This is a genomic window from Mesorhizobium sp. M8A.F.Ca.ET.208.01.1.1 (genome assembly GCF_004791315.1).
Lineage (GTDB): Bacteria > Pseudomonadota > Alphaproteobacteria > Rhizobiales > Rhizobiaceae > Mesorhizobium.
In genome coordinates this window covers 1169204-1194056 of sequence record NZ_SRUT01000001.1, presented here as the reverse complement: position 1 = coordinate 1194056, position 24853 = coordinate 1169204, and the positions used below count along the sequence as shown (strand labels likewise).

Annotated in this window: 36 protein-coding genes and 1 pseudogene; all 37 read left to right on the top strand. The window is 62.0% G+C overall.

The features are described 5' to 3' along the window. Positions 1–171, top strand: a pseudogene (gene tuf, locus EN851_RS05965) (elongation factor Tu); the annotation flags it as partial. A 69-nt stretch (positions 172–240) separates the two neighbouring features. Continuing rightward, positions 241–549, top strand: coding sequence for a 30S ribosomal protein S10 (gene rpsJ / locus EN851_RS05960; protein WP_010909272.1), 309 nt, complete (start codon positions 241–243; stop codon positions 547–549). Positions 550–610: 61 nt separating this feature from the next. Next, the gene (gene rplC / locus EN851_RS05955) at positions 611–1333 is read left to right on the top strand and encodes a 50S ribosomal protein L3 (protein ID WP_023757978.1); all 723 of its coding nucleotides are present in this window, start codon (positions 611–613) and stop codon (positions 1331–1333) included. Continuing rightward, the gene (rplD, locus tag EN851_RS05950; RefSeq protein WP_027145573.1) at positions 1333–1953 is read left to right on the top strand and encodes a 50S ribosomal protein L4; all 621 of its coding nucleotides are present in this window, start codon (positions 1333–1335) and stop codon (positions 1951–1953) included. Before rplC ends, rplD begins: the two co-directional genes overlap by 1 nt. Next, positions 1950–2243 carry a 50S ribosomal protein L23 gene (locus EN851_RS05945; protein ID WP_010909275.1) on the top strand — a complete coding sequence of 98 codons (294 nt, stop codon included), beginning with the start codon at positions 1950–1952 and terminating at the stop codon, positions 2241–2243. The genes rplD and EN851_RS05945 overlap by 4 nt, the downstream gene beginning before the upstream one ends. 22 nt (positions 2244–2265) lie before the next feature. Beyond that, a complete protein-coding gene (gene rplB, locus EN851_RS05940; RefSeq protein ID WP_127278266.1) occupies positions 2266–3099 on the top strand; it encodes a 50S ribosomal protein L2 in 834 nt (277 codons plus the stop codon). A 16-nt stretch (positions 3100–3115) separates the two neighbouring features. Beyond that, entirely contained in the window at positions 3116–3394 is a 279-nt protein-coding gene (rpsS, locus tag EN851_RS05935; RefSeq protein WP_027044977.1) for a 30S ribosomal protein S19, read from the top strand. Between the two features lie 2 nt (positions 3395–3396). Further along, complete coding sequence (rplV, locus tag EN851_RS05930; protein ID WP_006205462.1) at positions 3397–3786, top strand: 50S ribosomal protein L22; 390 nt, start codon at positions 3397–3399, stop codon at positions 3784–3786. After that, the gene (rpsC, locus tag EN851_RS05925; RefSeq protein ID WP_013895697.1) at positions 3786–4511 is read left to right on the top strand and encodes a 30S ribosomal protein S3; all 726 of its coding nucleotides are present in this window, start codon (positions 3786–3788) and stop codon (positions 4509–4511) included. The genes rplV and rpsC overlap by 1 nt, the downstream gene beginning before the upstream one ends. Positions 4512–4538: 27 nt before the next feature. Continuing rightward, positions 4539–4952, top strand: a complete 414-nt coding sequence (gene rplP, locus EN851_RS05920; protein ID WP_006205460.1) for a 50S ribosomal protein L16 — start codon at positions 4539–4541, stop codon at positions 4950–4952. A gap of 13 nt (positions 4953–4965) precedes the next feature. Next, positions 4966–5166 (top strand): 50S ribosomal protein L29, encoded by a 201-nt coding sequence (gene rpmC / locus EN851_RS05915; protein ID WP_006205459.1) that lies wholly within the window; start codon positions 4966–4968, stop codon positions 5164–5166. Between the two features lie 11 nt (positions 5167–5177). Further along, positions 5178–5417 carry a 30S ribosomal protein S17 gene (gene rpsQ / locus EN851_RS05910; protein ID WP_010909280.1) on the top strand — a complete coding sequence of 80 codons (240 nt, stop codon included), beginning with the start codon at positions 5178–5180 and terminating at the stop codon, positions 5415–5417. A gap of 72 nt (positions 5418–5489) precedes the next feature. After that, the gene (gene rplN, locus EN851_RS05905; protein ID WP_006205457.1) at positions 5490–5858 is read left to right on the top strand and encodes a 50S ribosomal protein L14; all 369 of its coding nucleotides are present in this window, start codon (positions 5490–5492) and stop codon (positions 5856–5858) included. A 12-nt stretch (positions 5859–5870) separates the two neighbouring features. After that, the gene (gene rplX, locus EN851_RS05900; RefSeq protein WP_006205456.1) at positions 5871–6185 is read left to right on the top strand and encodes a 50S ribosomal protein L24; all 315 of its coding nucleotides are present in this window, start codon (positions 5871–5873) and stop codon (positions 6183–6185) included. After that, the gene (gene rplE, locus EN851_RS05895; RefSeq protein ID WP_127278265.1) at positions 6178–6756 is read left to right on the top strand and encodes a 50S ribosomal protein L5; all 579 of its coding nucleotides are present in this window, start codon (positions 6178–6180) and stop codon (positions 6754–6756) included. Before rplX ends, rplE begins: the two co-directional genes overlap by 8 nt. 27 nt (positions 6757–6783) lie before the next feature. After that, positions 6784–7089 carry a 30S ribosomal protein S14 gene (gene rpsN / locus EN851_RS05890; protein ID WP_010909282.1) on the top strand — a complete coding sequence of 102 codons (306 nt, stop codon included), beginning with the start codon at positions 6784–6786 and terminating at the stop codon, positions 7087–7089. Positions 7090–7101: 12 nt separating this feature from the next. After that, a complete protein-coding gene (gene rpsH / locus EN851_RS05885; protein ID WP_006205453.1) occupies positions 7102–7500 on the top strand; it encodes a 30S ribosomal protein S8 in 399 nt (132 codons plus the stop codon). Between the two features lie 88 nt (positions 7501–7588). Next, positions 7589–8122, top strand: coding sequence for a 50S ribosomal protein L6 (gene rplF / locus EN851_RS05880; RefSeq protein WP_013895694.1), 534 nt, complete (start codon positions 7589–7591; stop codon positions 8120–8122). A gap of 138 nt (positions 8123–8260) precedes the next feature. Beyond that, on the top strand, positions 8261–8620 hold the full coding sequence (rplR, locus tag EN851_RS05875) for a 50S ribosomal protein L18 (protein WP_027145576.1): 360 nt from the start codon (positions 8261–8263) through the stop codon (positions 8618–8620). A 76-nt stretch (positions 8621–8696) separates the two neighbouring features. Continuing rightward, a complete protein-coding gene (gene rpsE / locus EN851_RS05870) occupies positions 8697–9260 on the top strand; it encodes a 30S ribosomal protein S5 (protein ID WP_032933400.1) in 564 nt (187 codons plus the stop codon). Positions 9261–9284: 24 nt separating this feature from the next. Next, positions 9285–9482, top strand: coding sequence for a 50S ribosomal protein L30 (gene rpmD, locus EN851_RS05865; protein WP_006205449.1), 198 nt, complete (start codon positions 9285–9287; stop codon positions 9480–9482). A gap of 22 nt (positions 9483–9504) precedes the next feature. Next, positions 9505–9978, top strand: a complete 474-nt coding sequence (rplO, locus tag EN851_RS05860) for a 50S ribosomal protein L15 (RefSeq protein WP_095775807.1) — start codon at positions 9505–9507, stop codon at positions 9976–9978. Positions 9979–10171: 193 nt separating this feature from the next. Continuing rightward, positions 10172–11512 (top strand): preprotein translocase subunit SecY, encoded by a 1341-nt coding sequence (secY, locus tag EN851_RS05855; protein ID WP_015317976.1) that lies wholly within the window; start codon positions 10172–10174, stop codon positions 11510–11512. Continuing rightward, positions 11509–12105 (top strand): adenylate kinase, encoded by a 597-nt coding sequence (locus tag EN851_RS05850; RefSeq protein ID WP_127869365.1) that lies wholly within the window; start codon positions 11509–11511, stop codon positions 12103–12105. The genes secY and EN851_RS05850 overlap by 4 nt, the downstream gene beginning before the upstream one ends. Positions 12106–12322: 217 nt before the next feature. Next, the gene (gene rpsM / locus EN851_RS05845; RefSeq protein ID WP_006205445.1) at positions 12323–12691 is read left to right on the top strand and encodes a 30S ribosomal protein S13; all 369 of its coding nucleotides are present in this window, start codon (positions 12323–12325) and stop codon (positions 12689–12691) included. Positions 12692–12852: 161 nt separating this feature from the next. Beyond that, a complete protein-coding gene (gene rpsK, locus EN851_RS05840) occupies positions 12853–13242 on the top strand; it encodes a 30S ribosomal protein S11 (RefSeq protein WP_006205444.1) in 390 nt (129 codons plus the stop codon). Between the two features lie 102 nt (positions 13243–13344). Continuing rightward, complete coding sequence (locus EN851_RS05835) at positions 13345–14355, top strand: DNA-directed RNA polymerase subunit alpha (protein WP_006205443.1); 1011 nt, start codon at positions 13345–13347, stop codon at positions 14353–14355. A gap of 104 nt (positions 14356–14459) precedes the next feature. Beyond that, the gene (rplQ, locus tag EN851_RS05830) at positions 14460–14888 is read left to right on the top strand and encodes a 50S ribosomal protein L17 (protein ID WP_127279754.1); all 429 of its coding nucleotides are present in this window, start codon (positions 14460–14462) and stop codon (positions 14886–14888) included. A 182-nt stretch (positions 14889–15070) separates the two neighbouring features. Further along, a complete protein-coding gene (locus EN851_RS05825; RefSeq protein ID WP_127869364.1) occupies positions 15071–16564 on the top strand; it encodes a DegQ family serine endoprotease in 1494 nt (497 codons plus the stop codon). 40 nt (positions 16565–16604) lie between these two features. After that, the gene (locus EN851_RS05820; RefSeq protein WP_135928762.1) at positions 16605–17912 is read left to right on the top strand and encodes a replication-associated recombination protein A; all 1308 of its coding nucleotides are present in this window, start codon (positions 16605–16607) and stop codon (positions 17910–17912) included. Positions 17913–17929: 17 nt separating this feature from the next. Then, the gene (locus EN851_RS37010; protein ID WP_245520696.1) at positions 17930–18592 is read left to right on the top strand and encodes a DUF930 domain-containing protein; all 663 of its coding nucleotides are present in this window, start codon (positions 17930–17932) and stop codon (positions 18590–18592) included. Positions 18593–18749: 157 nt separating this feature from the next. Next, the gene (locus EN851_RS05810) at positions 18750–19580 is read left to right on the top strand and encodes an aspartyl/asparaginyl beta-hydroxylase domain-containing protein (protein WP_135880292.1); all 831 of its coding nucleotides are present in this window, start codon (positions 18750–18752) and stop codon (positions 19578–19580) included. Between the two features lie 351 nt (positions 19581–19931). Further along, positions 19932–21587, top strand: coding sequence for a hypothetical protein (locus EN851_RS05805; protein WP_135918569.1), 1656 nt, complete (start codon positions 19932–19934; stop codon positions 21585–21587). Between the two features lie 75 nt (positions 21588–21662). Continuing rightward, a complete protein-coding gene (gene crcB / locus EN851_RS05800) occupies positions 21663–22037 on the top strand; it encodes a fluoride efflux transporter CrcB (protein WP_135867739.1) in 375 nt (124 codons plus the stop codon). Positions 22038–22144: 107 nt separating this feature from the next. Then, positions 22145–23125 (top strand): RluA family pseudouridine synthase, encoded by a 981-nt coding sequence (locus tag EN851_RS05795; RefSeq protein ID WP_135880295.1) that lies wholly within the window; start codon positions 22145–22147, stop codon positions 23123–23125. A 47-nt stretch (positions 23126–23172) separates the two neighbouring features. Continuing rightward, positions 23173–24045, top strand: coding sequence for a DMT family transporter (locus tag EN851_RS05790; protein WP_189521811.1), 873 nt, complete (start codon positions 23173–23175; stop codon positions 24043–24045). A gap of 11 nt (positions 24046–24056) precedes the next feature. Then, positions 24057–24848: an ATP12 family chaperone protein gene (locus EN851_RS05785; RefSeq protein ID WP_135880297.1), complete on the top strand. Its 792-nt coding sequence runs from the start codon at positions 24057–24059 to the stop codon at positions 24846–24848. Positions 24849–24853 lie beyond the last annotated feature (5 nt).

The window sequence follows — 24853 nt, the reverse complement described above, 5'->3', positions numbered from 1 at the left end:
ACCGGCATCGTGTCGCTGCCGGAAGGCACCGAGATGGTGATGCCTGGCGACAACATCACGGTCGATGTCGAGCTGATCGTGCCGATCGCCATGGAAGAGAAGCTGCGCTTCGCCATCCGTGAAGGCGGTCGCACCGTCGGTGCCGGCATCGTCGTCACCATCAAAGAGTAATTTGGACTTAAACCGATCTGTCGCGGGCGCCGGAGTTGCCCGCGCCGCGCCAGAACAAGGAAGTGACGCATGAACGGACAGAATATCCGCATCCGCCTGAAGGCGTTTGATCACCGCGTGCTCGACGCCTCGACGAAGGAAATCGTGTCGACGGCCAAGCGCACTGGTGCAAACGTCCGCGGCCCCATTCCGCTGCCGACGCGGATCGAAAAGTTCACGGTCAACCGGTCGCCTCACGTCGACAAGAAGAGCCGCGAGCAGTTCGAGATGCGCACGCACAAGCGTCTGCTCGACATCGTCGATCCGACCCCGCAGACCGTCGATGCTTTGATGAAGCTCGATCTGGCCGCCGGCGTCGACGTCGAGATCAAGCTCTAAGGGAATGAGAGCGCGGTAAGGGGCGGTGTCCCTGGCCCGGAACTCTAAAGGAATTGAACCGATGCGTTCAGGTGTGATTGCAAAGAAGGTGGGAATGACCCGCATCTATAATGATGCCGGGGAACATGTTCCCGTCACCGTTCTCCAGATGGAGAACTGCCAGGTCGTGGCACAGCGCACGCAGGAGAAGAATGGCTACACCGCCGTTCAGCTCGGCGTTGGCCTCGCCAAGGTGAAGAACACGTCGAAGGCGATGCGCGGCCATTTCGCGACCGCTTCCGTCGAGCCTAAGGCGAAGGTCGCCGAGTTCCGCGTCTCCGCCGACAACATGATCGATGTTGGCGCCGAGATCACCGTCGAGCACTTTGTCGCCGGCCAGAAGGTCGATGTGACGGGCACGACGATCGGCAAGGGTTTCCAGGGCGTCATCAAGCGTCACCACATGGGTGGTGGTCGCGCGACGCACGGTAACTCGGTATCGCACCGTACACACGGTTCGACCGGCCAGCGTCAGGACCCGGGCAAGGTGTTCAAGGGCAAGCACATGGCTGGCCACATGGGCGACACCAGGGTCACCACGCAGAATGTCGAGATCGTCTCGACCGACGCCGACCGCGGCCTGATCCTGATCCGCGGTGCGGTTCCCGGATCGAAGGGCGCCTGGATCCTGGTCCGCGACGCGGCCAAGGTGGCGCTGCCGGCCAATGCGCCGAAGCCCGCCGCGATCCGTGCTGTTGCGGCAGCTGCGAAGAACGAGGCTCCGGCCACAGAGGGAGCGGAATAATGGATCTCAAGATCACAACGCTCGGCGGTAAAGACGCCGGCAAGGTGGAACTTTCCGACGGAATTTTCGGCCTTGATCCGCGCGAGGACATCCTGCAGCGCGTCGTGCGCTGGCAGCTTGCCAAGAAGCAGCAGGGCACGCACAAGGCCAAGGGCCGCGCCGAAATCGCGCGCACCGGCGCCAAGATGTACAAGCAGAAGGGTACGGGCCGCGCCCGTCACCACTCGGCACGCGCTCCGCAGTTCCGCGGCGGCGGCAAGGCCCACGGCCCGGTCGTTCGCAGCCATGAGCATGAACTGCCCAAGAAGGTTCGTGCGCTTGGCCTCAAGCATGCTCTCTCGGCCAAGGCCAAGAGCGCGTCGATCATCGTCATCGACGAGCTGAAGCTGACCGAGGCCAAGACGAAGGCGCTGATCGCGAATTTCGCGACGCTGGGCCTGACCAACGCCCTGGTGATTGGCGGCGCCGAGCTTGACAAGAACTTCAAGCTGGCAGCCACCAACATCCCCAACATCGACGTGCTGCCCATCCAGGGCATCAACGTCTACGACATTCTGCGCCGCGGCACGCTGGTCCTTTCGAAGGCCGCCGTCGAGGCTCTCGAGGAGCGCTTTAAATGACCGACCTTCGTCACTACGACGTGATCGTCTCGCCGGCGATCACCGAAAAGTCGACCATGGCCTCCGAGCAGAACCAGGTCGTCTTCAACGTCGCCAAGAAGGCGTCGAAGCCGGAAATCAAGGCCGCCGTCGAAGCGCTGTTCGGCGTCAAGGTGATGGCCGTGAACACGCTTGTCCGCAAGGGCAAGATCAAGCGCTTCCGCGGCACGATCGGCCGCCAGAGCGACGTCAAGAAGGCGATCGTGACGCTGGCCGACGGCCAGTCGATCGACGTCGCGACGGGTCTCTGAGCAAGGCCGCGAGGACAGGACAATGGCACTTAAGAAATTCAACCCGATAACGCCGAGCACCCGCCAGCTGGTCATCGTCGACCGCTCGGGCCTCTACAAGGGCAAGCCCGTCAAGGGCCTGACCGAAGGCCTGACCAAGTCGGGCGGCCGCAACAATTACGGCCGCATCACGGCCCGCTTCATCGGCGGCGGTCACAAGCGTTCGTACCGCATCATCGACTTCAAGCGCCGCAAGTTCGACGTCGTCGGCACGGTCGAGCGCATCGAATACGATCCGAACCGCACCGCCTTCATCGCGCTGATCAAGTATGATGATGGTGAGCTGTCCTACATCATCGCTCCGCAGCGCCTGGCTCCCGGCGACAAGATCGTGGCGGGCGAAGCCGTCGACGTGAAGCCGGGCAACGCGATGCCGCTGGCCTCGATGCCGGTTGGCACCATCGTCCACAACATCGAGCTGAAGCCGGGCAAGGGCGCCCAGGTTGCCCGCTCCGCGGGTGGTTACGGCCAGCTGGTCGGCCGTGACCAGGGCATGGCGATCCTGCGCCTCAACTCGGGTGAGCAGCGTGTCGTTCACGGCTCCTGCATGGCCACCGTCGGTGCCGTGTCCAATCCGGACCACGGCAACATCAACGACGGCAAGGCCGGCCGCACGGTTTGGCGCGGCAAGCGTCCGCACAATCGCGGCGTGACCATGAACCCGGTCGACCATCCGCACGGCGGCGGCGAAGGCCGCACCTCCGGTGGCCGTCATCCGGTCAGCCCGTGGGGCAAGCCGACCAAAGGCAAGAAGACGCGGTCCAACAAGGCGACCGACAAGTTCATCCTGCGCTCGCGCCATCAGCGCAAGAGCTAAGAAGAGGTAACGCCAAGTGACTCGTTCTATTTGGAAAGGCCCCTTCATCGACGGCTACCTTCTCAAGAAGGTGGATAAGGTTCGTGAAGGTGGTCGCAATGAGGTGATCAAGATGTGGAGCCGTCGCTCCACCATCCTGCCGCAGTTCGTCGGCTTCACCTTCGGTGTCTACAACGGCCAGAAGCACGTTCCCGTCGCGGTGAACGAGGACATGGTCGGTCACAAGTTCGGTGAATTCGCTCCGACGCGGACCTATTACGGTCACGGCGCGGATAAGAAGGCGAAGAGGAAATAATCATGGGCAAGGCCAAAGCTCCGCGCAGGCTTGCTGACAACGAAGCGCGCGCCGTGTTGCGCACGATCCGTATCAGCCCGCAGAAGCTGAACCTGGTTGCCGCGCTGATCCGCGGCAAGAAGGTCGCGACAGCGCTTTCCGATCTCGAATTTTCGGCCAAGCGGATTTCCGGCACGGTCAAGAAGACGCTGGAATCGGCAATCGCCAACGCGGAAAACAACCACGACCTCGACGTCGATGCGCTGATCGTGGCGGAAGCCTATGTCGGCAAGTCGATCGTCATGAAGCGGTTCCACGCTCGTGGCCGCGGTCGCGCCAGCCGTATCGAGAAGCCGTTCTCGCACCTCACGATCGTCGTTCGTGAAGTCGAAGAAAAAGGGGAGGCCGCATAATGGGCCAGAAAGTCAATCCGATCGGTCTTCGCCTCGGCATCAACCGCACCTGGGATTCGCGCTGGTTCGCGAACACCGGCGAGTACGGCAAGCTGCTGCATGAGGACATCAAGATCCGCAAGTATCTTGAGAAGGAACTCAAGCAGGCCGCGATCTCCAAGGTCGTGATCGAGCGCCCGCACAAGAAGTGCCGCGTCACCATCCATGCCGCGCGCCCGGGTCTGATCATTGGCAAGAAGGGCGCCGACATCGAGAAGCTTCGCAAGAAGCTGATGGAGATGACGAAGTCCGAGACGCACCTCAACATCGTCGAAGTGCGCAAGCCGGAAATCGACGCGACCCTGGTCGCCCAGTCGATCGCCCAGCAGCTCGAGCGCCGCATCGCGTTCCGCCGCGCCATGAAGCGTGCCGTGCAGTCGGCCATGCGCCTCGGTGCCGAAGGCATCCGCATCAACTGCGCCGGCCGTCTTGGCGGCGCCGAGATCGCGCGCATGGAATGGTACCGTGAAGGTCGCGTTCCGCTGCATACGCTGCGCGCCGATGTCGACTACGGCACGGCCGAGGCGAATACGGCCTACGGCATTTGCGGCGTCAAGGTCTGGGTATTCAAGGGCGAGATCCTCGAGCACGATCCGATGGCTTCGGAGCGTCGTGCGACTGAGGGTGATGCCGCGCATGGCGGTGGTGGTGATCGCGAACGCGGTCGTCGTCGCGAAAACGCCTGAGACATTTAGGAATTTGGAGTTAGAACGATGCTGCAGCCAAAGCGCACAAAGTTCCGCAAGCAGTTCAAGGGCCGTATCCATGGTACCGCAAAGGGCGGCACCAACCTGGATTTCGGTGGTTTCGGGCTGAAGGCGCTTGAGCCGAACCGCGTCACCGCGCGTGAGATCGAGGCGGCCCGCCGCGCGATCACTCGCGAAATGAAGCGCGCTGGCCGCGTCTGGATCCGTATTTTCCCGGACGTGCCGGTCACGTCGAAGCCGACCGAAGTCCGCATGGGCAAGGGCAAGGGCGCTGTCGACTACTGGGCGGCGCGCGTCAAGCCGGGCCGCATCATGTTCGAGATCGACGGCGTCAATGAAGAAACCGCCCGTGAGGCGCTGCGTCTCGGCGCGGCCAAGCTCTCGGTCAGGACGCGCTTCGTACAGCGCATCGCAGAATAAGGACGGGCTGATCATGAAAGCCGAAGACATCCGGACCAAGACCCAGGACCAGCTGACCGACGACCTGGCCAGCCTGAAGAAGGAGCAGTTCAACCTGCGCTTCCAGAAGGCCACCGGCCAGCTCGAGAAGACCGCGCGCGTGAGGCAGGTTCGTAAGGACATTGCGCGTATCAAGACCATCGCTGCGGAAAAGTCCGCGGCCAAGAAGGCTTAAGGACGAAAACCATGCCAAAGCGCATTCTGCAGGGCACCGTCGTCAGCGACAAGAACGAGAAGACGGTTGTCGTCAAGGTCGAACGGCGCTTCACGCATCCCGTGATGAAGAAGACCGTGCGCATGACCAAGAAGTACAAGGCGCACGACGAGAACAACGCCCACAAGGTCGGCGATCAGGTGTTCATCCAGGAATCGAAGCCGATTTCCAAGGATAAGCGCTGGATCGTCGTGTCCTCGGACCAGGCGTAAACAAACGAATTTTGGACAGACCGGGGAGGGGCTTCGAGCCCGTCCCGTTAGAAAAGAAGAAGGCGGCCAGTCATGATTCAGATGCAAACAAACCTCGACGTGGCGGATAATTCCGGTGCGCGTCGTGTCATGTGCATCAAGGTGCTGGGCGGCTCGAAGCGGAAATACGCTTCCGTGGGCGACATCATCGTGGTGTCGATCAAGGAAGCCATTCCGCGCGGCCGCGTTAAGAAGGGCGACGTGATGAAGGCGGTCGTGGTTCGCACGGCCAAGGACATCCGCCGCCCGGACGGCAGCGTGATCCGTTTCGACAAGAACGCGGCCGTTCTCGTCGACAACAAGAAAGAGCCGATCGGCACGCGTATCTTCGGACCGGTTCCGCGCGAACTTCGCGCCAAGAACCACATGAAGATCATCTCGCTCGCGCCTGAAGTGCTGTAAGGAGCCGGACCAATGCAAAAGATTAGAAAAGGCGACAAGGTCGTCGTGCTGGCCGGCAAGGACAAGGGCCGTTCGGGCGAAGTCCTCTCGGTTCAGCCGAAGGATGACACCGCGCTGGTGCGCGGCGTCAACATGATCCGTCGTCACCAGAAGCAGTCCCAGTCCCAAGAGGGCGGGATCATTACCAAGGAAGCGCCGATCCAGCTGTCGAACATCGCGCTGGCCGACCCGAAGGATGGCAAGCCGACCCGCGTCGGTTTCATCTTCCAGAAGGACGGCAAGAAGGTGCGCGTCGCCAAGCGCTCGGGAGAAGTCATCAATGGCTAAGGCTCAAACCAAGCAGGCGACTGCCAACAACACGCCGCGCCTCAAGCAGGTCTACAACGAGACCATTCGCAAGGCGCTGCAGGAGCAGTTCGGCTACGACAACGACATGCAGGTTCCGCGCCTCGACAAGATCGTGCTGAACATGGGTGTCGGCGAAGCGACCGCCGATTCGAAGAAGCCTTCGGTCGCCGCCGAAGACCTGGCGATGATCGCCGGCCAGAAGGCCGTCGTCACCCGCGCCCGCAATTCGATCGCTGGCTTCAAGGTCCGCGAGAACATGCCGATCGGCGCCAAGGTCACGCTGCGCAAGGAACGTATGTACGAGTTCCTCGACCGCCTCGTGAACATCGCGCTGCCGCGCGTCCGCGACTTCCGCGGACTGAACCCCAAGAGCTTCGATGGCCGTGGCAACTACGCCATGGGCATCAAGGAGCACATCGTGTTCCCGGAGATCAACTACGACAAGGTTGATCAGATCTGGGGCATGGACGTCATCGTTTGTACGACTGCGAAGACGGACGACGAAGCCAGGGCTTTGCTCAAGGCTTTCAACTTCCCCTTCCGCCAGTAACGGCAGCGAGAAAAGGAAAAATCTGAAATGGCAAAGACCAGCTCAGTCGAGAAGAACAACAGGCGCCGCAAGCTTGCAGACCAGTACGGTCCCAAGCGCGCTGCGCTGAAGGCGATCATCATGGATCAGTCCAAGCCGATGGAAGAGCGCTTCCGCGCTCAGCTGAAGCTTGCTGCCCTGCCGCGCAACTCGGCCAAGATCCGCATCCGTAACCGCTGCGAAGTCACCGGCCGTCCGCGGGCCTATTATCGCAAGCTCAAAGTATCGCGCATCGCGCTTCGGGATCTCGGCAACAACGGCCAGATCCCGGGCCTGGTCAAGTCGAGCTGGTAAGGAGGACATAACATGTCATTGAGCGATCCTCTCGGCGATATGCTGACCCGCATCCGCAACGCCTATGGCCGCAAGAAGTCGAGTGTCTCGACGCCGGCCTCGCGTCTGCGCACCCGCGTCCTCGACGTGCTGAAGGCTGAAGGCTATATCCGCGATTACAGCCAGACCGACTTCGACAACGGCAAGTCCGAGATCGAAATCGAGCTGAAGTATTTCGACGGTGCTCCGGTCGTGCGTGAAATCGCCCGCGTTTCGAAGCCCGGCCGCCGCGTTTACGTTTCGGCCAAGTCGATCCCGCACGTCGCCAACGGCCTCGGCATCGCCATCCTTTCGACACCGAAGGGCGTGATGGCCGACCACGAAGCACGCGAGCAGAACGTCGGCGGCGAGATCCTCTGCCAGATCTTCTGATCTGGCAGCTCACCGCAAATTGGAATCCGGTCTTCGGATCGTTCCGAAGACAGAGACCTGAAACAAGAGAAGTGACGAGGACAACAAAATGTCTCGTATTGGAAAGAAACCCGTTTCGCTGCCGCAGGGCGTGACCGCGACCGTCAACGGCCAGACCGTGACGGCGAAGGGCCCCAAGGGCGAGCTGAAGTTCGTGGTGAACGACGAAGTGCTGGTCAAGATGGAAGGCAGCGAGATCGCTGTCCAGCCGCGCGACCAGACCAAGACCGCCCGCTCCAAGTGGGGCATGTCGCGCACGCAGATCGTCAACATCCTGCAGGGTGTGAAGGACGGCTTCGAGAAGAAGCTCGAGATCACCGGCGTCGGCTATCGCGCCGCTTTGCAGGGTAAGAACCTGCAGCTGGCTCTTGGCTTCAGCCATGATGTCGTCTACGAGACGCCGGCCGGCATCACGATCACCGTGCCGAAGCCGACCGAAATCACCGTGGCCGGCATCGACAAGCAGCAGGTGGGCCAGGTTGCCGCGGAGATCCGCGAATACCGCGGTCCCGAGCCTTACAAGGGCAAGGGCGTCCGTTACGCTGGCGAGAAGATCGTCCGCAAGGAAGGCAAGAAGAAGTAATCGGCTTGGCTTGGAAAAGTCGCGGACTTTTCGGACAGGACCAAGCCACGGAAGTGTAACGCCGCGGGGAGCGGTCGCGGGAGGCGCTTCGCCTACCGCATATGACGGCCCCCGTTTTTTGAAGGCAAGGAAGACATCATGGGTACCAAGGAAGCCATCCAGCGCCGTGCGCAACGCGTCCGTCGCCAGATCAAGAAAGTTGCCGGCGAACGTCCGCGTCTTTCGGTGCACCGCACGTCGAAGAACATCTACGTTCAGGTGATCGATGACGCCAAGGGCCACACCATCGCTGCCGCCTCGACGCTCGAGAAGGACCTCAAGGGGTCGCTCAAGACCGGCGCCGATACCGCCGCCGCCGCCGCAATCGGCAAGCTGATCGCCGAGCGCGCCACCAAGGCCGGCATCAAGGAAGTCGTTTTCGACCGTGGCCCGTACATCTATCACGGCCGCGTCAAGGCGCTGGCCGAGGCTGCCCGCGAAGGCGGTCTCAGCTTCTGATTTTTCACCGTCGGCGACCCAAAGTGGCGCCGGCAATCAGCAACCCGTGCTTCCGGAAAAGAACAAGGAACAGGATATGGCACAGGAACGTAGGGAAGGCGGCCGCGGCCGCGAGCGTGAAGAGCGCGATGACGGCATGGTGGACAAGCTGGTCCACATCAATCGCGTCGCCAAGGTCGTCAAGGGTGGCCGCCGCTTCGGCTTCGCCGCGCTCGTCGTCGTCGGCGACCAGAAGGGCCGCGTCGGCTTCGGTCATGGCAAGGCGCGCGAAGTGCCGGAAGCCATCCGCAAGGCGACTGAATCGGCCAAGCGCGACATGATCTTCGTGCCGCTGCGCTCGGGCCGCACGCTGCATCACGACGTCGAAGGACGCTGGGGTGCGGGCCGCGTGCTGCTGCGCGCCGCCAAGCAGGGTACCGGCATCATCGCCGGCGGCCCGATGCGCGCTGTCTTCGAGACGCTCGGCATGCATGACGTGGTCGCCAAGTCGATGGGGTCGTCGAACCCCTACAACATGGTTCGCGCCACCTTCGACGCGCTGAAGAGCCAGATGCATCCCAAGGATGTGGCTGCCGCGCGCGGCATCAAGTATTCGACCCTTCAGGCCCGCCGCGGCACCGCCGTTGCGGCTGAAGAATAGTCGATCTGACCAGGGATTTTGACCATGGCCAAGAAAGCAACCAAGACCATCACCGTTGAGCAGATCGGTTCGCCGATCCGCCGCCCGAAGGAACAGCGCGCGACGCTGGTCGGCCTCGGCCTCAACAAGATGCACAAGCAGCGCACGCTGGAAGATACGCCCTCCGTGCGCGGCATGATCGCCGCCGTCCAGCACCTCGTCCGCGTCGTGGACGAGGGCTGAGCCAAAGCGCAGGAGAAGCAAGATGAAACTCAACGATCTGCGTGACAAGGACGGCGCGACGCACTCCAAGAAGCGTCTCGGCCGCGGTATCGGTTCCGGTTCGGGCAAGACCGCCGGTCGCGGCGTCAAGGGCCAGAAGGCGCGCTCCGGCGTTGCCGTCAACGGCTTCGAGGGTGGCCAGATGCCGCTTTACCGGCGCCTGCCGAAGCGTGGCTTCAACAACATCTTCGCCAAGAGCTTCGTTGTCGTCTCGCTGGCCCGCATCCAGGAAGCCGTCGATGCCAAGAAGCTCGACGCCAAGGCGACCGTGACGGCCGAGGCGCTTGTCGCCGCCGGCGTCATCCGTCGCGTCAAGGATGGCGTGCGCGTGCTGTCCGATGGCGAACTCAAGGCCAAGCTCGCCTTCGACGTCGCTGGCGCCTCCAAGGCCGCGATCGAGAAGATCGAAAAGGCCGGTGGGTCGGTCAAGCTGCCGGAAAAGGCAGCTGCCGAGTAACGGCAATTTGAAGCGCGGTCGGCAAGAGTGGCATCCGTTTTTGCTTTCGATAGCGCTTTGATCTGCTCAATTTAGCGGCCGCGTCAACGCGGCCGCTTGCATGTTTACAGCCCGGAGCTTATCTCGTGAGCTTCGGTGAAACGCACCGCCTGACCTCACGGGCCATCAAGCGTTACCAAGCGGAGAATCAGGCATGGCTTCGGCTGCTGAACAACTAGCCTCGAATCTGAATTTCTCGGCCTTCGCCAAGGCGGAGGACCTGAAGAAACGCATCTGGTTCACCATCGGCGCGTTGCTCGTCTATCGCCTCGGCACCTACATCCCGCTTCCCGGCATCAATCCCGATGCCTTCGCCCAGGCCTTCTCCTCGCAGAGCAAGGGCGTGCTCGGCATGTTCAACATGTTCGCCGGCGGCGCCGTGCAGCGCATGGCGATCTTTGCGCTTGGCATCATGCCCTACATCTCCGCCTCCATCATCATGCAGTTGATGACATCGGTCATTCCCTCGCTGGAAGCGCTGAAGAAGGAAGGCGAGCAGGGCCGCAAGGTCATCAACCAGTACACGCGCTACGGCACCGTGCTGCTGGCGCTGGTGCAGGCCTACGGCATTTCGGTGGGGCTGGAGAACGGCAACGGCATCGTCAGCGATCCCGGCATGTTCTTCCGCATCTCCACCGTCGTCACGCTGGTCGGCGGCACCATGTTCCTGATGTGGCTCGGCGAGCAGATCACCGCGCGCGGCATCGGTAACGGTATCTCGCTCATCATTTTCTCCGGCATCGTCGCTGGTCTTCCGCACGCCATTTCCGGCACGCTGGAACTCGGCCGCACCGGCGCCCTGTCGACCGGCCTGATCCTGGCGATCATCGTGCTGGCCATCGTCGTCATCGCGCTCATCGTCTTTTTCGAGCGCGCCCAGCGCCGCCTGCTGATCCAGTATCCGAAGCGCCAGGTCGGCAACCGCATGTTCCAGGGCGATACCTCGCATTTGCCGCTCAAACTCAACACGTCGGGCGTCATCCCGCCGATCTTCGCGTCGTCGCTTCTCCTGCTGCCGGCCACCGTCGCCGGCTTCTCGCAGACGACTAACATGCCGGCCTGGGCGAGCACCATCCTGGCCTCGCTCGGCCACGGCCAGCCGCTCTACATGGCATTCTACGCGGCGATGATCGTGTTCTTCGCCTTCTTCTACACTGCGATTGTCTTCAACCCGAAGGACACCGCCGACCAGCTCAAGAAGCATTCGGGCTTCATCCCGGGCTATCGCCCGGGCGAGCGCACCGCCGATTACATCGATTACGTTCTCACCCGCATCACCGTCGTCGGCGCCATCTATCTGGTGCTGGTGTGCCTGCTGCCGGAGTTCCTGATCTCGGCGACTGGCGTACCATTCTACCTTGGTGGCACATCGCTTCTGATCGTGGTCAGTGTCACGCTCGATACGGTTGCGCAGATTCAGGGTCATCTGATCGCGCACCAGTATGAAGGCCTGATCAAGAAGTCGAAGCTGCGCGGGGGGAAGAAAGCCAGATGAGGTTGATTTTGCTTGGGCCGCCGGGGGCGGGCAAGGGGACACAAGCACAAAGACTGGTAGAAAAACACGGCATTCCCCAGCTCTCGACGGGTGACATGCTGCGTGCCGCCGTCCAGGCGGGTACCGAGGTCGGCAAGCGCGCCAAGGCGGTGATGGATGCTGGAGAATTGGTATCCGACGCCATCGTCAACGCCATCGTCGCAGAACGTATCGATCAGGCCGACTGCGCCAAGGGGTTCATCCTCGACGGCTACCCGCGTACGCTTGTGCAGGCCGATGCGGTTGAATCGATGCTCTCGGAGCGCGGCATTGGTCTCGATACGGTTATAGAACTGGTCGTCGATGACAGGGCTTTGGTCGGCCGCATCGTCAAGCGCGCCGATGATGCCAAGGCCGCCGGCCAGCCGGTGCGCAAGGACGACAATCCCGCTGTGTTCGAAGAGCGCCTGCGGGAGTACTACAAGAAGACCGCTCCGCTGACCGGCTACTACTATGCCAAGGGCAAGCTCAAGACTGTGGACGGCATGGCCAGTATCGACGCGGTGACCGCCGAGATCGAGACCGTGCTCGCCGCGGCCGCAAAGGCGCGGTAAGGGAATTTAAAGATTAAGCTTGACGGAGACGGTTCGCTGCGGTATGGCGGCCCGTCTTCCTATCAGGTGCGCACTTTGCTTGTCCGCAAGGGCAAGGCAGTCGCTTTGAACTGGAAACTCCCGCAAGGGCCGGCCTCCACCGGACGCGGGGCAATTTGAACAGCGCCGGGATCTGCCTTGTTTAAGGTCGTCCGGTCCACATGGAGAAGAGAAGAACATGGCTCGTATAGCCGGCGTCAACATTCCGACCAACAAGCGCGTCGTCATCGCGCTTCAGTACATTCACGGCATTGGCAAGAAGTTCGCCCAGGAGATCGTCGACAAGGTCGGCATCCCGGCCGAGCGCCGCGTCAACCAGCTGACCGACGCGGAAGTGCTGCAGATCCGCGAGACCATCGACCGCGATTACCAGGTCGAAGGCGACCTGCGTCGCGAAGTGTCGATGAACATCAAGCGTCTGATGGATCTCGGCTGCTACCGCGGCCTGCGTCACCGCCGCTCGCTGCCGGTTCGCGGTCAGCGCACCCATACCAATGCACGTACCCGCAAGGGCCCGGCCAAGTCGATTGCCGGCAAGAAGAAGTAATTTTTTAGGGGAATAAGGGAGTAGGGGAGTAAGGCAGTAGGGAATGCCCGTCGATCGGGTCGCATTTTTCCCTACTCCCTTACTGCCCTATTCCCCTACTCCCTTGGTAAGGTGGAGCCGCTGGCATTACGGCGGTGTAGAGATCAACTGAAAGGACTACCATGGCCAAGGAAGCCGCACGTGTTCGCCGCCGCGAACGCAAGAACATTTCGTCGGGCGTTGCCCACGTCAATTCGACCTTCAACAACACGATGATCACCATCACTGACGCGCAGGGCAATTCGATCGCCTGGTCGTCGGCCGGTGCCCAGGGCTTCAAGGGTTCGCGCAAGTCGACCCCGTTCGCCGCCCAGATGGCTGCCGAGGACGTTGCCAAGAAGGCCCAGGAACACGGCATGCGCATGCTCGAAGTCGAGGTCTGCGGACCGGGCTCCGGTCGTGAATCGGCGCTGCGCGCCCTGCAGGCGGCCGGCTTCACCATCACCTCGATCCGTGATGTGACGCCGATCCCGCACAATGGCTGCCGCCCGCGCAAGAAGCGCCGCGTCTAACATTATTGAACGCCGCGCGAACGCTCACAAAAGCGTTCCTCCACGGTATTCCAGGTCGCCCGCCACGATTGGATGGTGGCGGGTCAACGGAAGGAAAGCATCATGATCCAGAAAAATTGGCAGGAACTGATCAAGCCGAACAAGATCGAGTTCTCGTCGAAGAAGAAGACGCTGACCACGCTGGTCGCCGAACCGCTCGAGCGTGGCTTTGGTCTTACCCTCGGCAACGCGCTGCGCCGCGTGCTTCTGTCTTCGCTGCGCGGTGCGGCTGTCACCGCCGTGCAGATCGACGGCGTCCTGCATGAATTCTCGTCCATCGCCGGTGTGCGCGAGGACGTGACCGACATCGTCTTGAACATCAAGGAAATCGCCATCCGCATGGAAGGCGACGGCCCCAAGCGCATGGTCGTGCGCAAGCAGGGCCCGGGTGCGGTTCTCGCCGGCGACATCCAGACGGTTGGCGACGTCGAGATCCTCAACCCCGACCACGTCATCTGCACGCTGGACGAAGGCGCTGAAATCCGCATGGAATTCACCGTCGACACCGGCAAGGGTTACGTGCCGGCCGAGCGCAATCGCGCCGAGGACGCGCCGATTGGCCTGATCCCGGTCGACAGCCTCTATTCGCCGGTCAAGAAGGTCTCCTACAAGGTCGAGAACACCCGTGAGGGCCAGGTTCTCGACTATGACAAGCTGACCATGACCATCGAGACCGATGGCTCGATCTCGGGCGAGGACGCGGTGGCTTTCGCCGCCCGCATCCTGCAGGACCAGCTTGGCCTGTTCGTCAACTTCGACGAGCCGCAGAAGGAAGTCGCCGCCGAAGCCGTCACCGAGCTCGCCTTCAACCCGGCGCTGCTCAAGAAGGTCGACGAACTCGAGCTTTCGGTGCGTTCGGCCAACTGCCTGAAGAACGACAACATCGTCTATATCGGCGATCTCATCCAGAAGACCGAAGCCGAGATGCTGCGCACCCCGAACTTCGGCCGCAAGTCGCTGAACGAGATCAAGGAAGTGCTGGCGGCTATGGGCCTGCACCTCGGTATGGAAGTGCCGGACTGGCCGCCGGAAAACATCGAAGACCTCGCCAAGCGTTACGAAGACCAATATTGAGCATGAACTCCAAGGATCGGCGGCGTGAGCCGCTCGATCCGACGGTCATGCGGAAAGCCATCAGAGGCCGTGGCCTCTTGAACAACTGAAGAAGGAAAAGAGCCATGCGCCACGGTTTCAAAGGCCGCCGCTTCGCCCGCAGCATAAGCCACCGCAAGTCGATGTTCGCCAACCTGGCGGTGTCGCTGCTCGAGCACGAGCAGATCGTCACCACCTTGCCGAAGGCGAAGGACCTGCGTCCGATCGTCGAGAAGCTGGTGACGCTCGGCAAGCGCGGCGACCTGCACGCCCGCCGCCAGGTGATCGCGCAGATCGGCAATGAAGGCGTCGTCAAGCGCCTGTTCGACACCATCGCCCCGCGCTATGCCACCCGCAACGGCGGCTACCTGCGCATCATGAAGGCGGGCTTCCGTCACGGCGACAATGCCGCGATGGCCGTCATCGAGTTCGTCGACCGCGACACCGACGCCAAGGGCGCCGGCGACCGCGCCCGCCTTGAGGCGGAAGGCACGGACGAAGCCGCGGCCGCATAAGGCTTCGTCCTTTCCAGATTGAATTAAAGGGGCCTGCGGGCCCCTTTTTCATATTCTGTGCGCGCCAAGCCGTGCCCAAAACTATTGATTGGCGCGAAAATAATCGGATTTCAGCGGCTTAGCCTTTCATTTTGCACATTCGTCGGGACAATGCGCCCGAACTCGCCTTGGAGGATTCGCGAATGCTCGCCAAAAGACTGTCCCTTGTTCTGCTTTGCGCCTTCATGGTGTTCGCAGCCGCACCGGCAGTCCGGCAGGCGCTGGCCGAGGACGCCGCCAAGCCCGCCGATCCGGGGCTCTCCGATGTGCTGACCGACCTGCTGCATGGCGTTGAAGGCGAGAATGCCACTTCAGGCCCGGACAAGCGCGTGCCGTTCGGTCGTGAGGAAGTGCAATTGTCGTTCGCGCCTCTGGTCAAGCAGACCGCGCCGGCCGTGGTCAATGTCTATGCCTCGCAGACAGCCAAGGTGACATCGCCTTTCGAAGGCGATCCGTTCTTCGAGGAGTTTTTCGGCCGCGCCCAGCCGCGTGCTCAGTCTTCCCTGGGCTCGGGTGTGCTCGTTGATCCGAGCGGTGTCATCGTCACAAATTTTCACGTCATCAAGGACGCCGACGAGGTCAAGGTGGCGACCGCCGATGGCCGTGAATTCGCCAGCAAGGTGATGCTGAAGGACGAAACGCTCGACCTTGCCGTGCTCAAGATTGAGTCCGACAAGCCGTTCCCGGTGATCGCCATCGGCGATTCCGACGCGCTCGAAGTCGGCGACCTGGTGCTGGCCATCGGCAATCCCTTCGGCGTCGGCCAGACCACCACCAGCGGCATCGTTTCCGCCCTTGCGCGCAGCCATATCGGCGTCTCGGACTCGGGCTATTTCATCCAGACCGACGCCGCCATCAATCCCGGTAATTCCGGCGGCGCGCTGATCAACATGGGCGGCCAACTGGTCGGCATCAACACCGCCATCTACAGCCGCAGCGGCGGCTCGATCGGTATCGGCTTTGCGATCCCAGCCAACATGGTGCGGGCTTTCGCCGATGCCGCCAAGGCCGGCCTCGATTTCTTCGAACGGCCCTATATCGGCGCCGAGTTCGAAGCTGTGACGCCGCAGATCGCCGAATCGCTCGGCATGGAAAAGCCGACCGGGGCGCTGGTCTCGTCCGTCGACGCGACAGGCCCCGCCGGCAAGGCAGGACTGAAGCCGGGCGATGTCGTGCTGCAGATCAATGGCAAGCCGGTCGAGAGCATCGAGGCGCTCGACTATCGCATGGCGACGCTGTCGATCGGCGCCAAGGCGAATTTCGCGATCCTGACCAAGGGCCAGCAGGCAGCGATGGATATCGCGTTGGAGCGGGCGCCGGAGGGTGCGAAAGCCTCGGAAGTGACGCTGCATGGCCGCAGCCCGTTCTCGGGCGCCAAGGTCTCGGAACTGTCGCCGCGGCTTGCCCAGAAGCTCGGCCTGCGCACGGACCTCAAGGGCGTGACGGTGATCGACATCAACCGTGATTCGCCGGCCGCCGATTTCGGCTTCCAGCCGGGCGACATCGTGCGCGAGGTCAACGGCACCAGCATCGACACCGCCGCAACGCTGGCGCAGGTAGCCCAGCAGGATACGCGCTGGTGGCGCTTTACCGTCGAGCGCGGCGGGCAGATACTGCGCCAGGTGTTGCGTTACTGAGTTCGATCTGAAGGATCGCGCTCCAAACCAAAAGAAGTGCATGGCCGATCTGTTCAGTGTCGATGAACCGGAAAAGGTGCCGCCCGGGCGGCCGCTGGCCGACAGGCTGCGGCCGAAAAACCTTGGCGAGGTCGTCGGCCAGGAGCATCTGACGGGTCCCGATGGCGCGCTGACCCGGCTGATCGGTTCCGGTTCGCTGGGGTCGATGATCTTCTGGGGTCCGCCCGGCACCGGCAAGACCACGGTGGCAAGGCTGCTTGCCGGCGAAACCAGCCTTGCGTTCGAGCAGATATCGGCCCTGTTTTCCGGCGTCGCCGACCTGAAGAAAGTGTTCGAGGCGGCCAAGCTGCGCCGCGCCAACGGGCGCCAGACGCTGCTTTTCGTCGACGAGATTCACCGCTTCAACCGTGCCCAGCAGGACTCTTTCCTCCCCGTCATGGAGGACGGGACGGTCGTCCTGGTCGGCGCCACCACCGAAAATCCATCCTTCGAACTCAACGCGGCCTTGTTGTCGCGCGCACGGGTCATGGTCTTCCATTCGCTCGGCGAAGACAGCATCGCCAAGCTGATGATAAGGGCGGAGGAGACGGAGGGCAGGGCGCTGCCGCTCGATGACGAGGCGCGGGCGATGCTGATCCGCATGAGCGATGGCGACGGACGTGCATCGCTGACATTGGCCGAGGAAGTCTGGCGTGCAGCCAAGCCTGGCGAGATATTCGATCCCGAAGGGCTGCAGCGCATCGTCCAGCGCCGTGCGCCAATCTACGACAAGGGCCAGGATGGCCATTACAATCTGATCTCGGCGCTGCACAAGTCGGTGCGCGGCTCGGATCCGGATGCCGCGCTCTACTATCTGGCGCGCATGTTCGATGCCGGCGAGGATCCGCTCTATCTTGGCCGCCGGCTGGTGCGTATGGCGATGGAGGACATCGGGCTGGCCGATCCGCAGGCACTGGTCGTCGCCAACGCCGCCAAGGATGCCTATGACTATCTCGGCTCTCCCGAGGGCGAGCTCGCTTTCGCCGAGGCCACCGTCTATCTCGCCACCGCGCCGAAATCCAACGCCGTCTATACGGCCTTCAAGGCAGCCACGCGGGCCGCGAAGGAACATGGCTCGCTGCTGCCGCCCAAGCATATCCTCAACGCGCCGACCAAGCTGATGAAAGAGGAGGATTACGGCGCCGGCTACCGTTACGACCATGATGAGCCGGACGCCTTTTCAGGCCAGGATTATTTTCCCGAAAGAATGGGTCGACAGACCTTCTACGATCCGCCCGAACGTGGTTTCGAGCGCGATATCAGGAAGCGGCTCGACTACTGGGCAAAGCTGCGCAAAGAGCGGGAATAGCCGGTTTGCGGAGTCCGGTGGCCTTGGCGGTGCGAAACGAGGCCTCGCCCTGGGGGATTTCCACTTCGGTTCTCCTGCACGCGCTGCTCGCCGCCACGGTTATGTTGATACCACTGCAGAAGCCCCCGAACCGGCGTGAGGAGGAGGAGCGCGTGTCGGTCGCCATCCTGACGCCACAGCAGTTCGAGGCTTCGACAAGACCCCCTTCACCGCCCGCTGAGGAGGCGCCCAGCGCGCCTATGCCTGAGGCACCGGTGGCGGCGCCAAGCGCTCGTCAGTCTCCCGCCGCGCCGGCCATGATTCGCCCGACGCGGATGCTGTCGGCCAAGACGCTCGCCGATCCGCGCAGCAAGCAGGCCCGCGCCGATCTCGAGACCTTCGCGTCCGACGAGCGCATGGTGCAGCTTTGCAATCTGGAGGCCATGGATCAGATCCGCCAATGGCGCGCGGATTTCCAGCCGGAGCGGGTGGTGCCCTATGCAACCGCCGAGGAAAAGATCGCCGGCACGACGATCGCCGCCGATGGTGCGGCTTTTCGCAGCGGTAAAAACTGGTACAGTCTGAAGTTCAAATGCCAGCTCGCGCAGGACGGCGAAAGTGTCATCGGCTTTGAGTTTCTGGTCGGCGATCCCGTGGCCAGGGACAAATGGGACGAGCTTGGCTTGCCGGCGGTGCATTGACAGCCCGGCATGCTCCACCAGGCAGCCAGCCCGGCCGGATACCATGGCCGTTGTGCGGTGACCCAAAAAACCTTATCAAGGCGCACGGTCGGGCGGTGGCCGTTGCCATGATTTGGGCACCTCATTCGCAACAGGATCGCGCGTCGCGCGTGGAAAAATGACAAAAACCCTTCGCAAATCCCTTCGCAAATTCGCCATTGCCATCCCGCTTCTCGCCCTTGGCTTCTATTTCATCCCGATGCTGACGACGATCTTCATCGTCTGTGGCCTGATCGACGTGCTGCGCAACAACAGGAAGGATCTGGCGCTGTTCAGCGGCTACTTCCTTGGCAACGGGCTCTTCACCTGGTTGCTCTCACCCTTCAACCTGCTGGTCGATCTTCTGTGCTACAGAAATCCGGGCGTGTGGAAGCTGGAGCAGTTTCCCGCCGACTATCAGCGTGAGGTCAACGAGGTCCTTGATGTCTTCAAGGCGCGCAAGGACGAGATCATCGCCGACATCGACGCCAATTTCGGCACCGGCCGGCGTGGCATGTATGTCTATCAATGGTACGGCAAGCACCGGATCGACAACGTCGCTGAATTCAACAAGGATTTCAAATACATCAAGACCATTGCCGTTTCGGTCTTCAGGGGCAAGGAATCGACCTCCTGGCATTTCGGGCCGCTGCGGCTCAGCCTGCGCATTCTCTACAATCTGCTGCCGGTAAAGGCGGAGGTTTTCGTCGAGTGCAACAACGCCAGGAACTACTGGCATGACAATCCGCTCTACATTTTCGACGACACGCTGCTGCATCGTTCGGTCAACGAATATGACGGCCGCCGCTACTGCGTGTTCATGGACATTGTCAGGCCGTCGCCATTCCCGGGCCTCATCGCGGGGCTTCTCGCCATCGTCTCGGTGAGCGTCGAGCGCATCAATTCGATGTTCTACAAGAACTGGAAGATGATTGGCTCCACAAAGCCGAAGAAGGTCGAAACCACCTGAGTTGAAGATCCATCGATGCTGCCGGCTCTGCCGGCAGCATCCTGAATGCGTTAGGGCAGTTCCAGGAAACGCAGACGGCTTTCCGTCGCGAATTGCGTCAAACCAAGAGCCGCTGCCGGCGCTCCTGCATTGGTTTGAGCACCGCCAGGCAATGCTCTGACAAGCCATGCTCTGACAAGACGGGCAGCTTTAGCGTTACATCGGTTCAGACCTCGGCCTCTTTGGGCCGTCGCCAATTCATTATATGACCTATGTCGCAGGATTCGCATTTGCCCGCACGGCTCCGGCTGCGTCAGGGTATCTCGATTCTGCCCTCGGCAGTTCTGTCTCTTCCTTCCTTGGCGGATCCAAGTGTCAAAGCACAAAGCCTTCGGAGTCTGGGCGGGAACCTACATATGCACCGTGATGCTAGGCATTGCTATCAGCGCCGCGTACATAAATCTTGAAGAACCGGTCTACTATTGGGACTACGCTGCTTATTTCAATGTGTTCAACCAGCAGGGCGCGCTCCTGGTCGAGAGCCCCTTCAACTGGCTGAGCCAGGTGGGTACCTCCATTGCCACGCAGGACTATGGTGTGGCTATCCTGGTGCCGTTGATGCCCTTTCACATCGTCTTCGGTGGTTCGAGGCTTTCCTTCGTCGCTGGAATAGTCTCGGTCTACCTGGTTCCAGCGGTTCTTTTCATAGGCAGGATAAGTTATCTCGAGGCGGTCTCCGAGGCACCTTCTCGCAGCTGGCCAGCCGTTTGGATCGCGGCTTTGCTCTACACGCCGTTCTGGGCGCCGACACTGCGTGGAATGCCTGATGTTGCCGGCTGTCTCGCTCTCACCGCGGCAACCTATTTCCTGTGGAAGTCAAAATTCCTGACCCGCGAACCGGTGGTGGGCGGAATATCGGTCGGCGCCAGCCTATGGTTGGCCTTCATGCTGCGGCGCTGGTACGCCTACGCCGCTATCGGGGTCACCCTTTCCGCGGCGTTCCTGGGCCTGCTGCAGATCGCAAGGGATCGGGATCTTCCGGCATTCCGCGCTGCGGCTGGGGGTGGCCTGTGTGCGATCTTCGTTGTCACCGCAACCGCATTGAACTTCCAGCTGCCGCTGATCGCCAGAATTCTGGGAACGAGCTACGGCGACCTCTACAGCGGATACAAGACGACCTTTGGCACTGAACTCGGTGAAATGGGGAGCCGGCTCAGCTATGTGAATTGGCTGCTGATCATTGCCGGGCTTTACATCTCCATTGCTCGCCGCAACAGGTTCTCCCTGTTCTGCGCCATCGCCTCGCTGCTGACATTTTTGATTTTCACCCGGACGCAGGATCCGGAACCCCATCATTCACTGCCGATGTTCCTTTGGCTTTTCCCTGCATACGCCCAAGCCATTGTCGCGATCGTTTCCGTGCCGGCGCTGAAATCGCGATGGTGGACCGCAGGCATGGCGGTTGCCGCTGGGCTCGCTTTCCTGGGCACATTTTTCCCGACAGGTCGTCAGCTCCTGTCTCCGGTCGATTTCTTTTTTGCGCGGGAGGCCACGCTCCCGCTCCATCTCGATAATCTCCCCGAATACAGGCGCATGATCGATGATCTGGCCGGCAGAATGGGGCCACAGGATCGCTTTTCGGTTTTTGCCTCGGGGGCAGTCATGAGCGACGCGCTGTTGTTCGGGATGGATCGGGACCTCGTTCCCCATATCGGCTGGATTTGCCAGGTGGATAGTCGTGATCGGTTTCAGCCGGACGCATTGAAATCCAGATTTGTGATTGTGACCGACCCGCCGGTTACTCATCTGCAACCGGGCGCGCAGATTTGCGTCACGCTTCCGAACCAATATATTCTTGACGGGCAAGGCATCGGTGCCGCGTACAAGCGCATTGCGCGGTACCAATTGTCCGGCGGCGTTACCGGCTATCTCTATGAGCAGATGCGTCCAGTCACGCAGCAGGAACTCAATGCGCTGTACGGCGAATTCAAGAAGAGATATCCGGACTGGACAACACCTGTCTGGTGAACCGCGACAGGCGGATCTGGCGCTGACCGAGCCCAAGGGATTGACGCCGGCGCCCTCTCAGGGGCAGTAACGGCTATGTTCAATCTGCTTCTTGTTGCCGTTGGCGGCGGCATCGGTGCCGGCATCCGCCATTTGACCAGTATGGGCGCGCTGCGCCTCGTCGGCCCCAACTATCCCTGGGGCACGATGGCGATCAACATCATCGGCTCCTTTGCTATGGGGCTGTTCATCGCCGTTCTGGTGCGCCGCGGCGGATCGAACGAGCTCAGGCTATTCGTCGCCACCGGCATCCTTGGCGGCTTCACCACCTTTTCCGCTTTTTCGCTCGATTTCGCGACGCTGTGGGAGCGGGGCGCCACGTTGCCGGCGTTTGGTTACGCGCTTGCAAGCGTCATTGGCGCGATCATTGCCCTGTTTCTGGGACTTTGGCTTGCAAGAAGCCTGCCATAAAGCATGCCATGGCGTGCTTTATGGTTTTGGGCGGCGTGCATTAATGCTATTGCCGCGCCAAACGCAGGCCAAGAGCCCTGCTCGGGAAACGGATAAGCGAAAAAGACATGGCAGGCGTTGAACAGATCACGGTGGAGGCCGGCGAGGCGGGCATGCGGCTCGATCGCTGGTTCAAGACCCATTTCCCGGGTCTTGGCTTCGGCCATCTGCAGAAGCTGTTGCGCTCCGGCCAGATCCGCGTCGATGGCGGTCGGGTCAAGGCCGACACCCGCGTCGAGCCGGGCCAGATGGTGCGTGTGCCGCCGCTCGAGGTGGACAAGAAGGGCGAGAGCGCGCTCACAGGCCACTCGATCCGCAACCAGGGTGACGCCGATGTGCTCGCCAAGATGCTGATCCATGAGGATCCGAAGGTCTTCGTCTTCAACAAGCCGGCGGGCCTCGCCGTTCAGGGCGGCTCCGGCGTCACGCGCAATGTCGACGACATGCTGGAAGCCTGGCGCAACCAGAAGGGCGAGAAGCCGCGGCTGGTGCATCGGCTCGACCGCGATACGTCGGGCGTGCTGGTCGTCGCCCGTACCAGGCTGGCCGCCATGAAGCTCTCCGAGGCGTTCCGGGCACGGGAAACCAAGAAGACCTACTGGGCGCTGGTCAAGGGCGTGCCGCCCAAGCGCGAGGACAAGATCTCGACCTGGCTGATCAAGGAGGCGACGCCGGACGGCGACCGCGTGCGCATCGCCGCGCATGGCGAAAAGGGCGCCGACCACGCCGTGTCCTATTACCGCATCATCGAGCAGGCGGCGCAGACCATGACCTGGCTGGAGATGGAGCCTTATACGGGCCGCACGCACCAGCTCCGCGTCCACGCCGCCTATATCGGCTGTCCGATCATCGGCGACCCGAAATACTTCGAAGCCGACACCAACTGGGATTTTCCCGGCGGCATTCAAAACCGCCTGCACCTGCACGCGCGCCGCATCATTATTCCGCACCCGGACAAGGGCGTCATCGATGTCACCGCGCCGATGCCGCCGCACATGCGCCAAAGCTGGAACCTGATCGGCTTCGACGACGCCAGCGCGGAGGATTGACCGTGAGCGGCGCCACCGACGCGCTTGATCGGCGCGACGCTGTCGATATGGCCGCCGCCGCCATCATGGTCGGCCTGACCTTTTCCTGGGGGCTGAACTACGTCGCCGCCAAAATCTCCTATGCCGGCTACGACCCGGTCTTCCTGTCGATCGCGCGTTCGGTCATTGGTGGTTTCTGCGTTTTCCTCTGGTGCCGATGGCGCGGCATCGCGCTGTTCACCAGGGATGGGACACTGCTGGCCGGCATCGCGGTCGGCGTGCTTTTCGGCGTCGAGTTCCTTTGCCTCTATGTCGGCCTGGAGCATACGACCGTTGCCCGCAATACGCTGCTGGTCAACTCGATGCCGTTCTGGATGCTGATCGGCGGCCACTTGCTGCTCGGCGAACGGATCACCACGCGCAAATTCCTTGGCCTGCTGTTGGCCTTTGCGGGTCTCGCCACCGTTTTTTCCGACAAGCTCGGCGGTAGCGGAGACATGCTGTTCGGCGATCTCCTGAGCCTTGGTTCCGGGTTTTTCTGGGCTCTGACCAACATCCTCATCAAGCGATCGAAACTGGTCGAGGCAACCGCGGAGAAGCTGCTGCTCTATCAACTCGCCGGCGCGGCGGTTGTTGGCGTGTTGGTGATGCCTCTCGCGGGCCCGCCGGTTCGCGATCCAGCCTTGCTGCCGACATTGGCGCTGCTTTTCCAGGCGATCTATATCGTGGCCTTTACCTATGTGCTGTGGTTCTGGCTGCTGCGCCGCTATCCGGCCTCCGGCCTGTCGAGCTTCACCTTCCTCTCGCCGGTTTTCGGTGTTTTATGCGGCGCGATGTTCTTGAATGAGCCGCTGACCATTCGCATCTTCCTGGCACTTGGTCTCATCGCGGCGGGCCTGATCATCGTCAACCGGCCGGCGCGCAAGCTGACGCCGGTGTGAAAGAGATTTTCATGCGCGATATCCTCAACGACCTCGAAGCGGGCAAGTATCTTTCCGATCCGGATCCGGTGCGTCGCGCCCAGATCCAGATGAAGACGCCGCTGCCCAAGCGCTTCTACAAGGAGGTTTCGGTCGTGCCGGTGGAAGCTGGCTTTGCCGTGCAACTCGACGGCAGGCCGGTGCGCACCCCGGGCAAGGCGTTGCTGGCGCTGCCGACCGAGGCGGCCGCGACGCTGGTTGCAGGCGAGTTCGCCGAACAGGGCGAGACGATCAATCCGGTGACGATGCCGGTGATGCGGCTTGTCAACACCGCCATCGATGGCGTGGCCAGCGATCCGCAGGCGGTGCTGGAAGACATTCTGCGTTTCGCCTCGTCGGACCTGCTCTGCTATCGCGCCGACGCCCCACAAGGGCTGGTCGAGCGGCAGAACGAGCAGTGGGATCCCGTCATCGACTGGGCGCGCGCTTCGCTCGGCGTTCGCTTCAACCTTGCCGAGGGCATCATCCATGTCGAGCAGCCGCGCGAGACCATTGCCGTGCTGGGCAGCCGTCTGGCGCAGCGCGCCCAACCGCTGCGCCTTGCCGCCATTCATGTCATGACGTCGCTGACCGGCTCGGCACTGCTGGCGCTGGCGGTCGATTTCGGCGAGCTCGACGGCGAGGAAGCCTGGGCCGCCGGCCATGTCGACGAAGACTGGCAGATCGCCCAGTGGGGACAGGACGCCGAAGCCGTCGCGCGCCGCACCGCGCGCAAACGAGATATGATGGCCGCCGTCAGCCTGCTCGAAGCGCTGCAGGCCTGAGCGCT

Excerpts from the sequence above, each read along its gene's own strand:
- EN851_RS05825 (WP_127869364.1), top strand. The coding sequence starts at position 15,071 with ATGCTCGCCAAAAGACTGTCCCTTGTTCTGCTTTGCGCCTTCATGGTG.
- rpsC (WP_013895697.1), top strand. The coding sequence starts at position 3,786 with ATGGGCCAGAAAGTCAATCCGATCGGTCTTCGCCTCGGCATCAACCGC.
- rplF (WP_013895694.1), top strand. The coding sequence starts at position 7,589 with ATGTCTCGTATTGGAAAGAAACCCGTTTCGCTGCCGCAGGGCGTGACC.
- rpsQ (WP_010909280.1), top strand. The coding sequence starts at position 5,178 with ATGCCAAAGCGCATTCTGCAGGGCACCGTCGTCAGCGACAAGAACGAG.
- EN851_RS05835 (WP_006205443.1), top strand. The coding sequence starts at position 13,345 with ATGATCCAGAAAAATTGGCAGGAACTGATCAAGCCGAACAAGATCGAG.
- EN851_RS05810 (WP_135880292.1), top strand. The coding sequence starts at position 18,750 with ATGACAAAAACCCTTCGCAAATCCCTTCGCAAATTCGCCATTGCCATC.
- EN851_RS05795 (WP_135880295.1), top strand. The coding sequence starts at position 22,145 with ATGGCAGGCGTTGAACAGATCACGGTGGAGGCCGGCGAGGCGGGCATG.
- rplB (WP_127278266.1), top strand. The coding sequence starts at position 2,266 with ATGGCACTTAAGAAATTCAACCCGATAACGCCGAGCACCCGCCAGCTG.
- rplX (WP_006205456.1), top strand. The coding sequence starts at position 5,871 with ATGCAAAAGATTAGAAAAGGCGACAAGGTCGTCGTGCTGGCCGGCAAG.
- EN851_RS05790 (WP_189521811.1), top strand. The coding sequence starts at position 23,173 with ATGGCCGCCGCCGCCATCATGGTCGGCCTGACCTTTTCCTGGGGGCTG.
- rplV (WP_006205462.1), top strand. The coding sequence starts at position 3,397 with ATGGGCAAGGCCAAAGCTCCGCGCAGGCTTGCTGACAACGAAGCGCGC.
- rplD (WP_027145573.1), top strand. The coding sequence starts at position 1,333 with ATGGATCTCAAGATCACAACGCTCGGCGGTAAAGACGCCGGCAAGGTG.
- rplN (WP_006205457.1), top strand. The coding sequence starts at position 5,490 with ATGATTCAGATGCAAACAAACCTCGACGTGGCGGATAATTCCGGTGCG.
- crcB (WP_135867739.1), top strand. The coding sequence starts at position 21,663 with ATGTTCAATCTGCTTCTTGTTGCCGTTGGCGGCGGCATCGGTGCCGGC.
- rpmC (WP_006205459.1), top strand. The coding sequence starts at position 4,966 with ATGAAAGCCGAAGACATCCGGACCAAGACCCAGGACCAGCTGACCGAC.
- EN851_RS05850 (WP_127869365.1), top strand. The coding sequence starts at position 11,509 with ATGAGGTTGATTTTGCTTGGGCCGCCGGGGGCGGGCAAGGGGACACAA.
- rplC (WP_023757978.1), top strand. The coding sequence starts at position 611 with ATGCGTTCAGGTGTGATTGCAAAGAAGGTGGGAATGACCCGCATCTAT.
- EN851_RS05785 (WP_135880297.1), top strand. The coding sequence starts at position 24,057 with ATGCGCGATATCCTCAACGACCTCGAAGCGGGCAAGTATCTTTCCGAT.
- rpmD (WP_006205449.1), top strand. The coding sequence starts at position 9,285 with ATGGCCAAGAAAGCAACCAAGACCATCACCGTTGAGCAGATCGGTTCG.
- rplP (WP_006205460.1), top strand. The coding sequence starts at position 4,539 with ATGCTGCAGCCAAAGCGCACAAAGTTCCGCAAGCAGTTCAAGGGCCGT.
- rplO (WP_095775807.1), top strand. The coding sequence starts at position 9,505 with ATGAAACTCAACGATCTGCGTGACAAGGACGGCGCGACGCACTCCAAG.
- rpsE (WP_032933400.1), top strand. The coding sequence starts at position 8,697 with ATGGCACAGGAACGTAGGGAAGGCGGCCGCGGCCGCGAGCGTGAAGAG.
- rpsM (WP_006205445.1), top strand. The coding sequence starts at position 12,323 with ATGGCTCGTATAGCCGGCGTCAACATTCCGACCAACAAGCGCGTCGTC.
- rplE (WP_127278265.1), top strand. The coding sequence starts at position 6,178 with ATGGCTAAGGCTCAAACCAAGCAGGCGACTGCCAACAACACGCCGCGC.
- rplR (WP_027145576.1), top strand. The coding sequence starts at position 8,261 with ATGGGTACCAAGGAAGCCATCCAGCGCCGTGCGCAACGCGTCCGTCGC.
- secY (WP_015317976.1), top strand. The coding sequence starts at position 10,172 with ATGGCTTCGGCTGCTGAACAACTAGCCTCGAATCTGAATTTCTCGGCC.
- rpsH (WP_006205453.1), top strand. The coding sequence starts at position 7,102 with ATGTCATTGAGCGATCCTCTCGGCGATATGCTGACCCGCATCCGCAAC.
- EN851_RS05820 (WP_135928762.1), top strand. The coding sequence starts at position 16,605 with ATGGCCGATCTGTTCAGTGTCGATGAACCGGAAAAGGTGCCGCCCGGG.
- rplQ (WP_127279754.1), top strand. The coding sequence starts at position 14,460 with ATGCGCCACGGTTTCAAAGGCCGCCGCTTCGCCCGCAGCATAAGCCAC.
- rpsK (WP_006205444.1), top strand. The coding sequence starts at position 12,853 with ATGGCCAAGGAAGCCGCACGTGTTCGCCGCCGCGAACGCAAGAACATT.
- EN851_RS05945 (WP_010909275.1), top strand. The coding sequence starts at position 1,950 with ATGACCGACCTTCGTCACTACGACGTGATCGTCTCGCCGGCGATCACC.
- rpsN (WP_010909282.1), top strand. The coding sequence starts at position 6,784 with ATGGCAAAGACCAGCTCAGTCGAGAAGAACAACAGGCGCCGCAAGCTT.
- rpsJ (WP_010909272.1), top strand. The coding sequence starts at position 241 with ATGAACGGACAGAATATCCGCATCCGCCTGAAGGCGTTTGATCACCGC.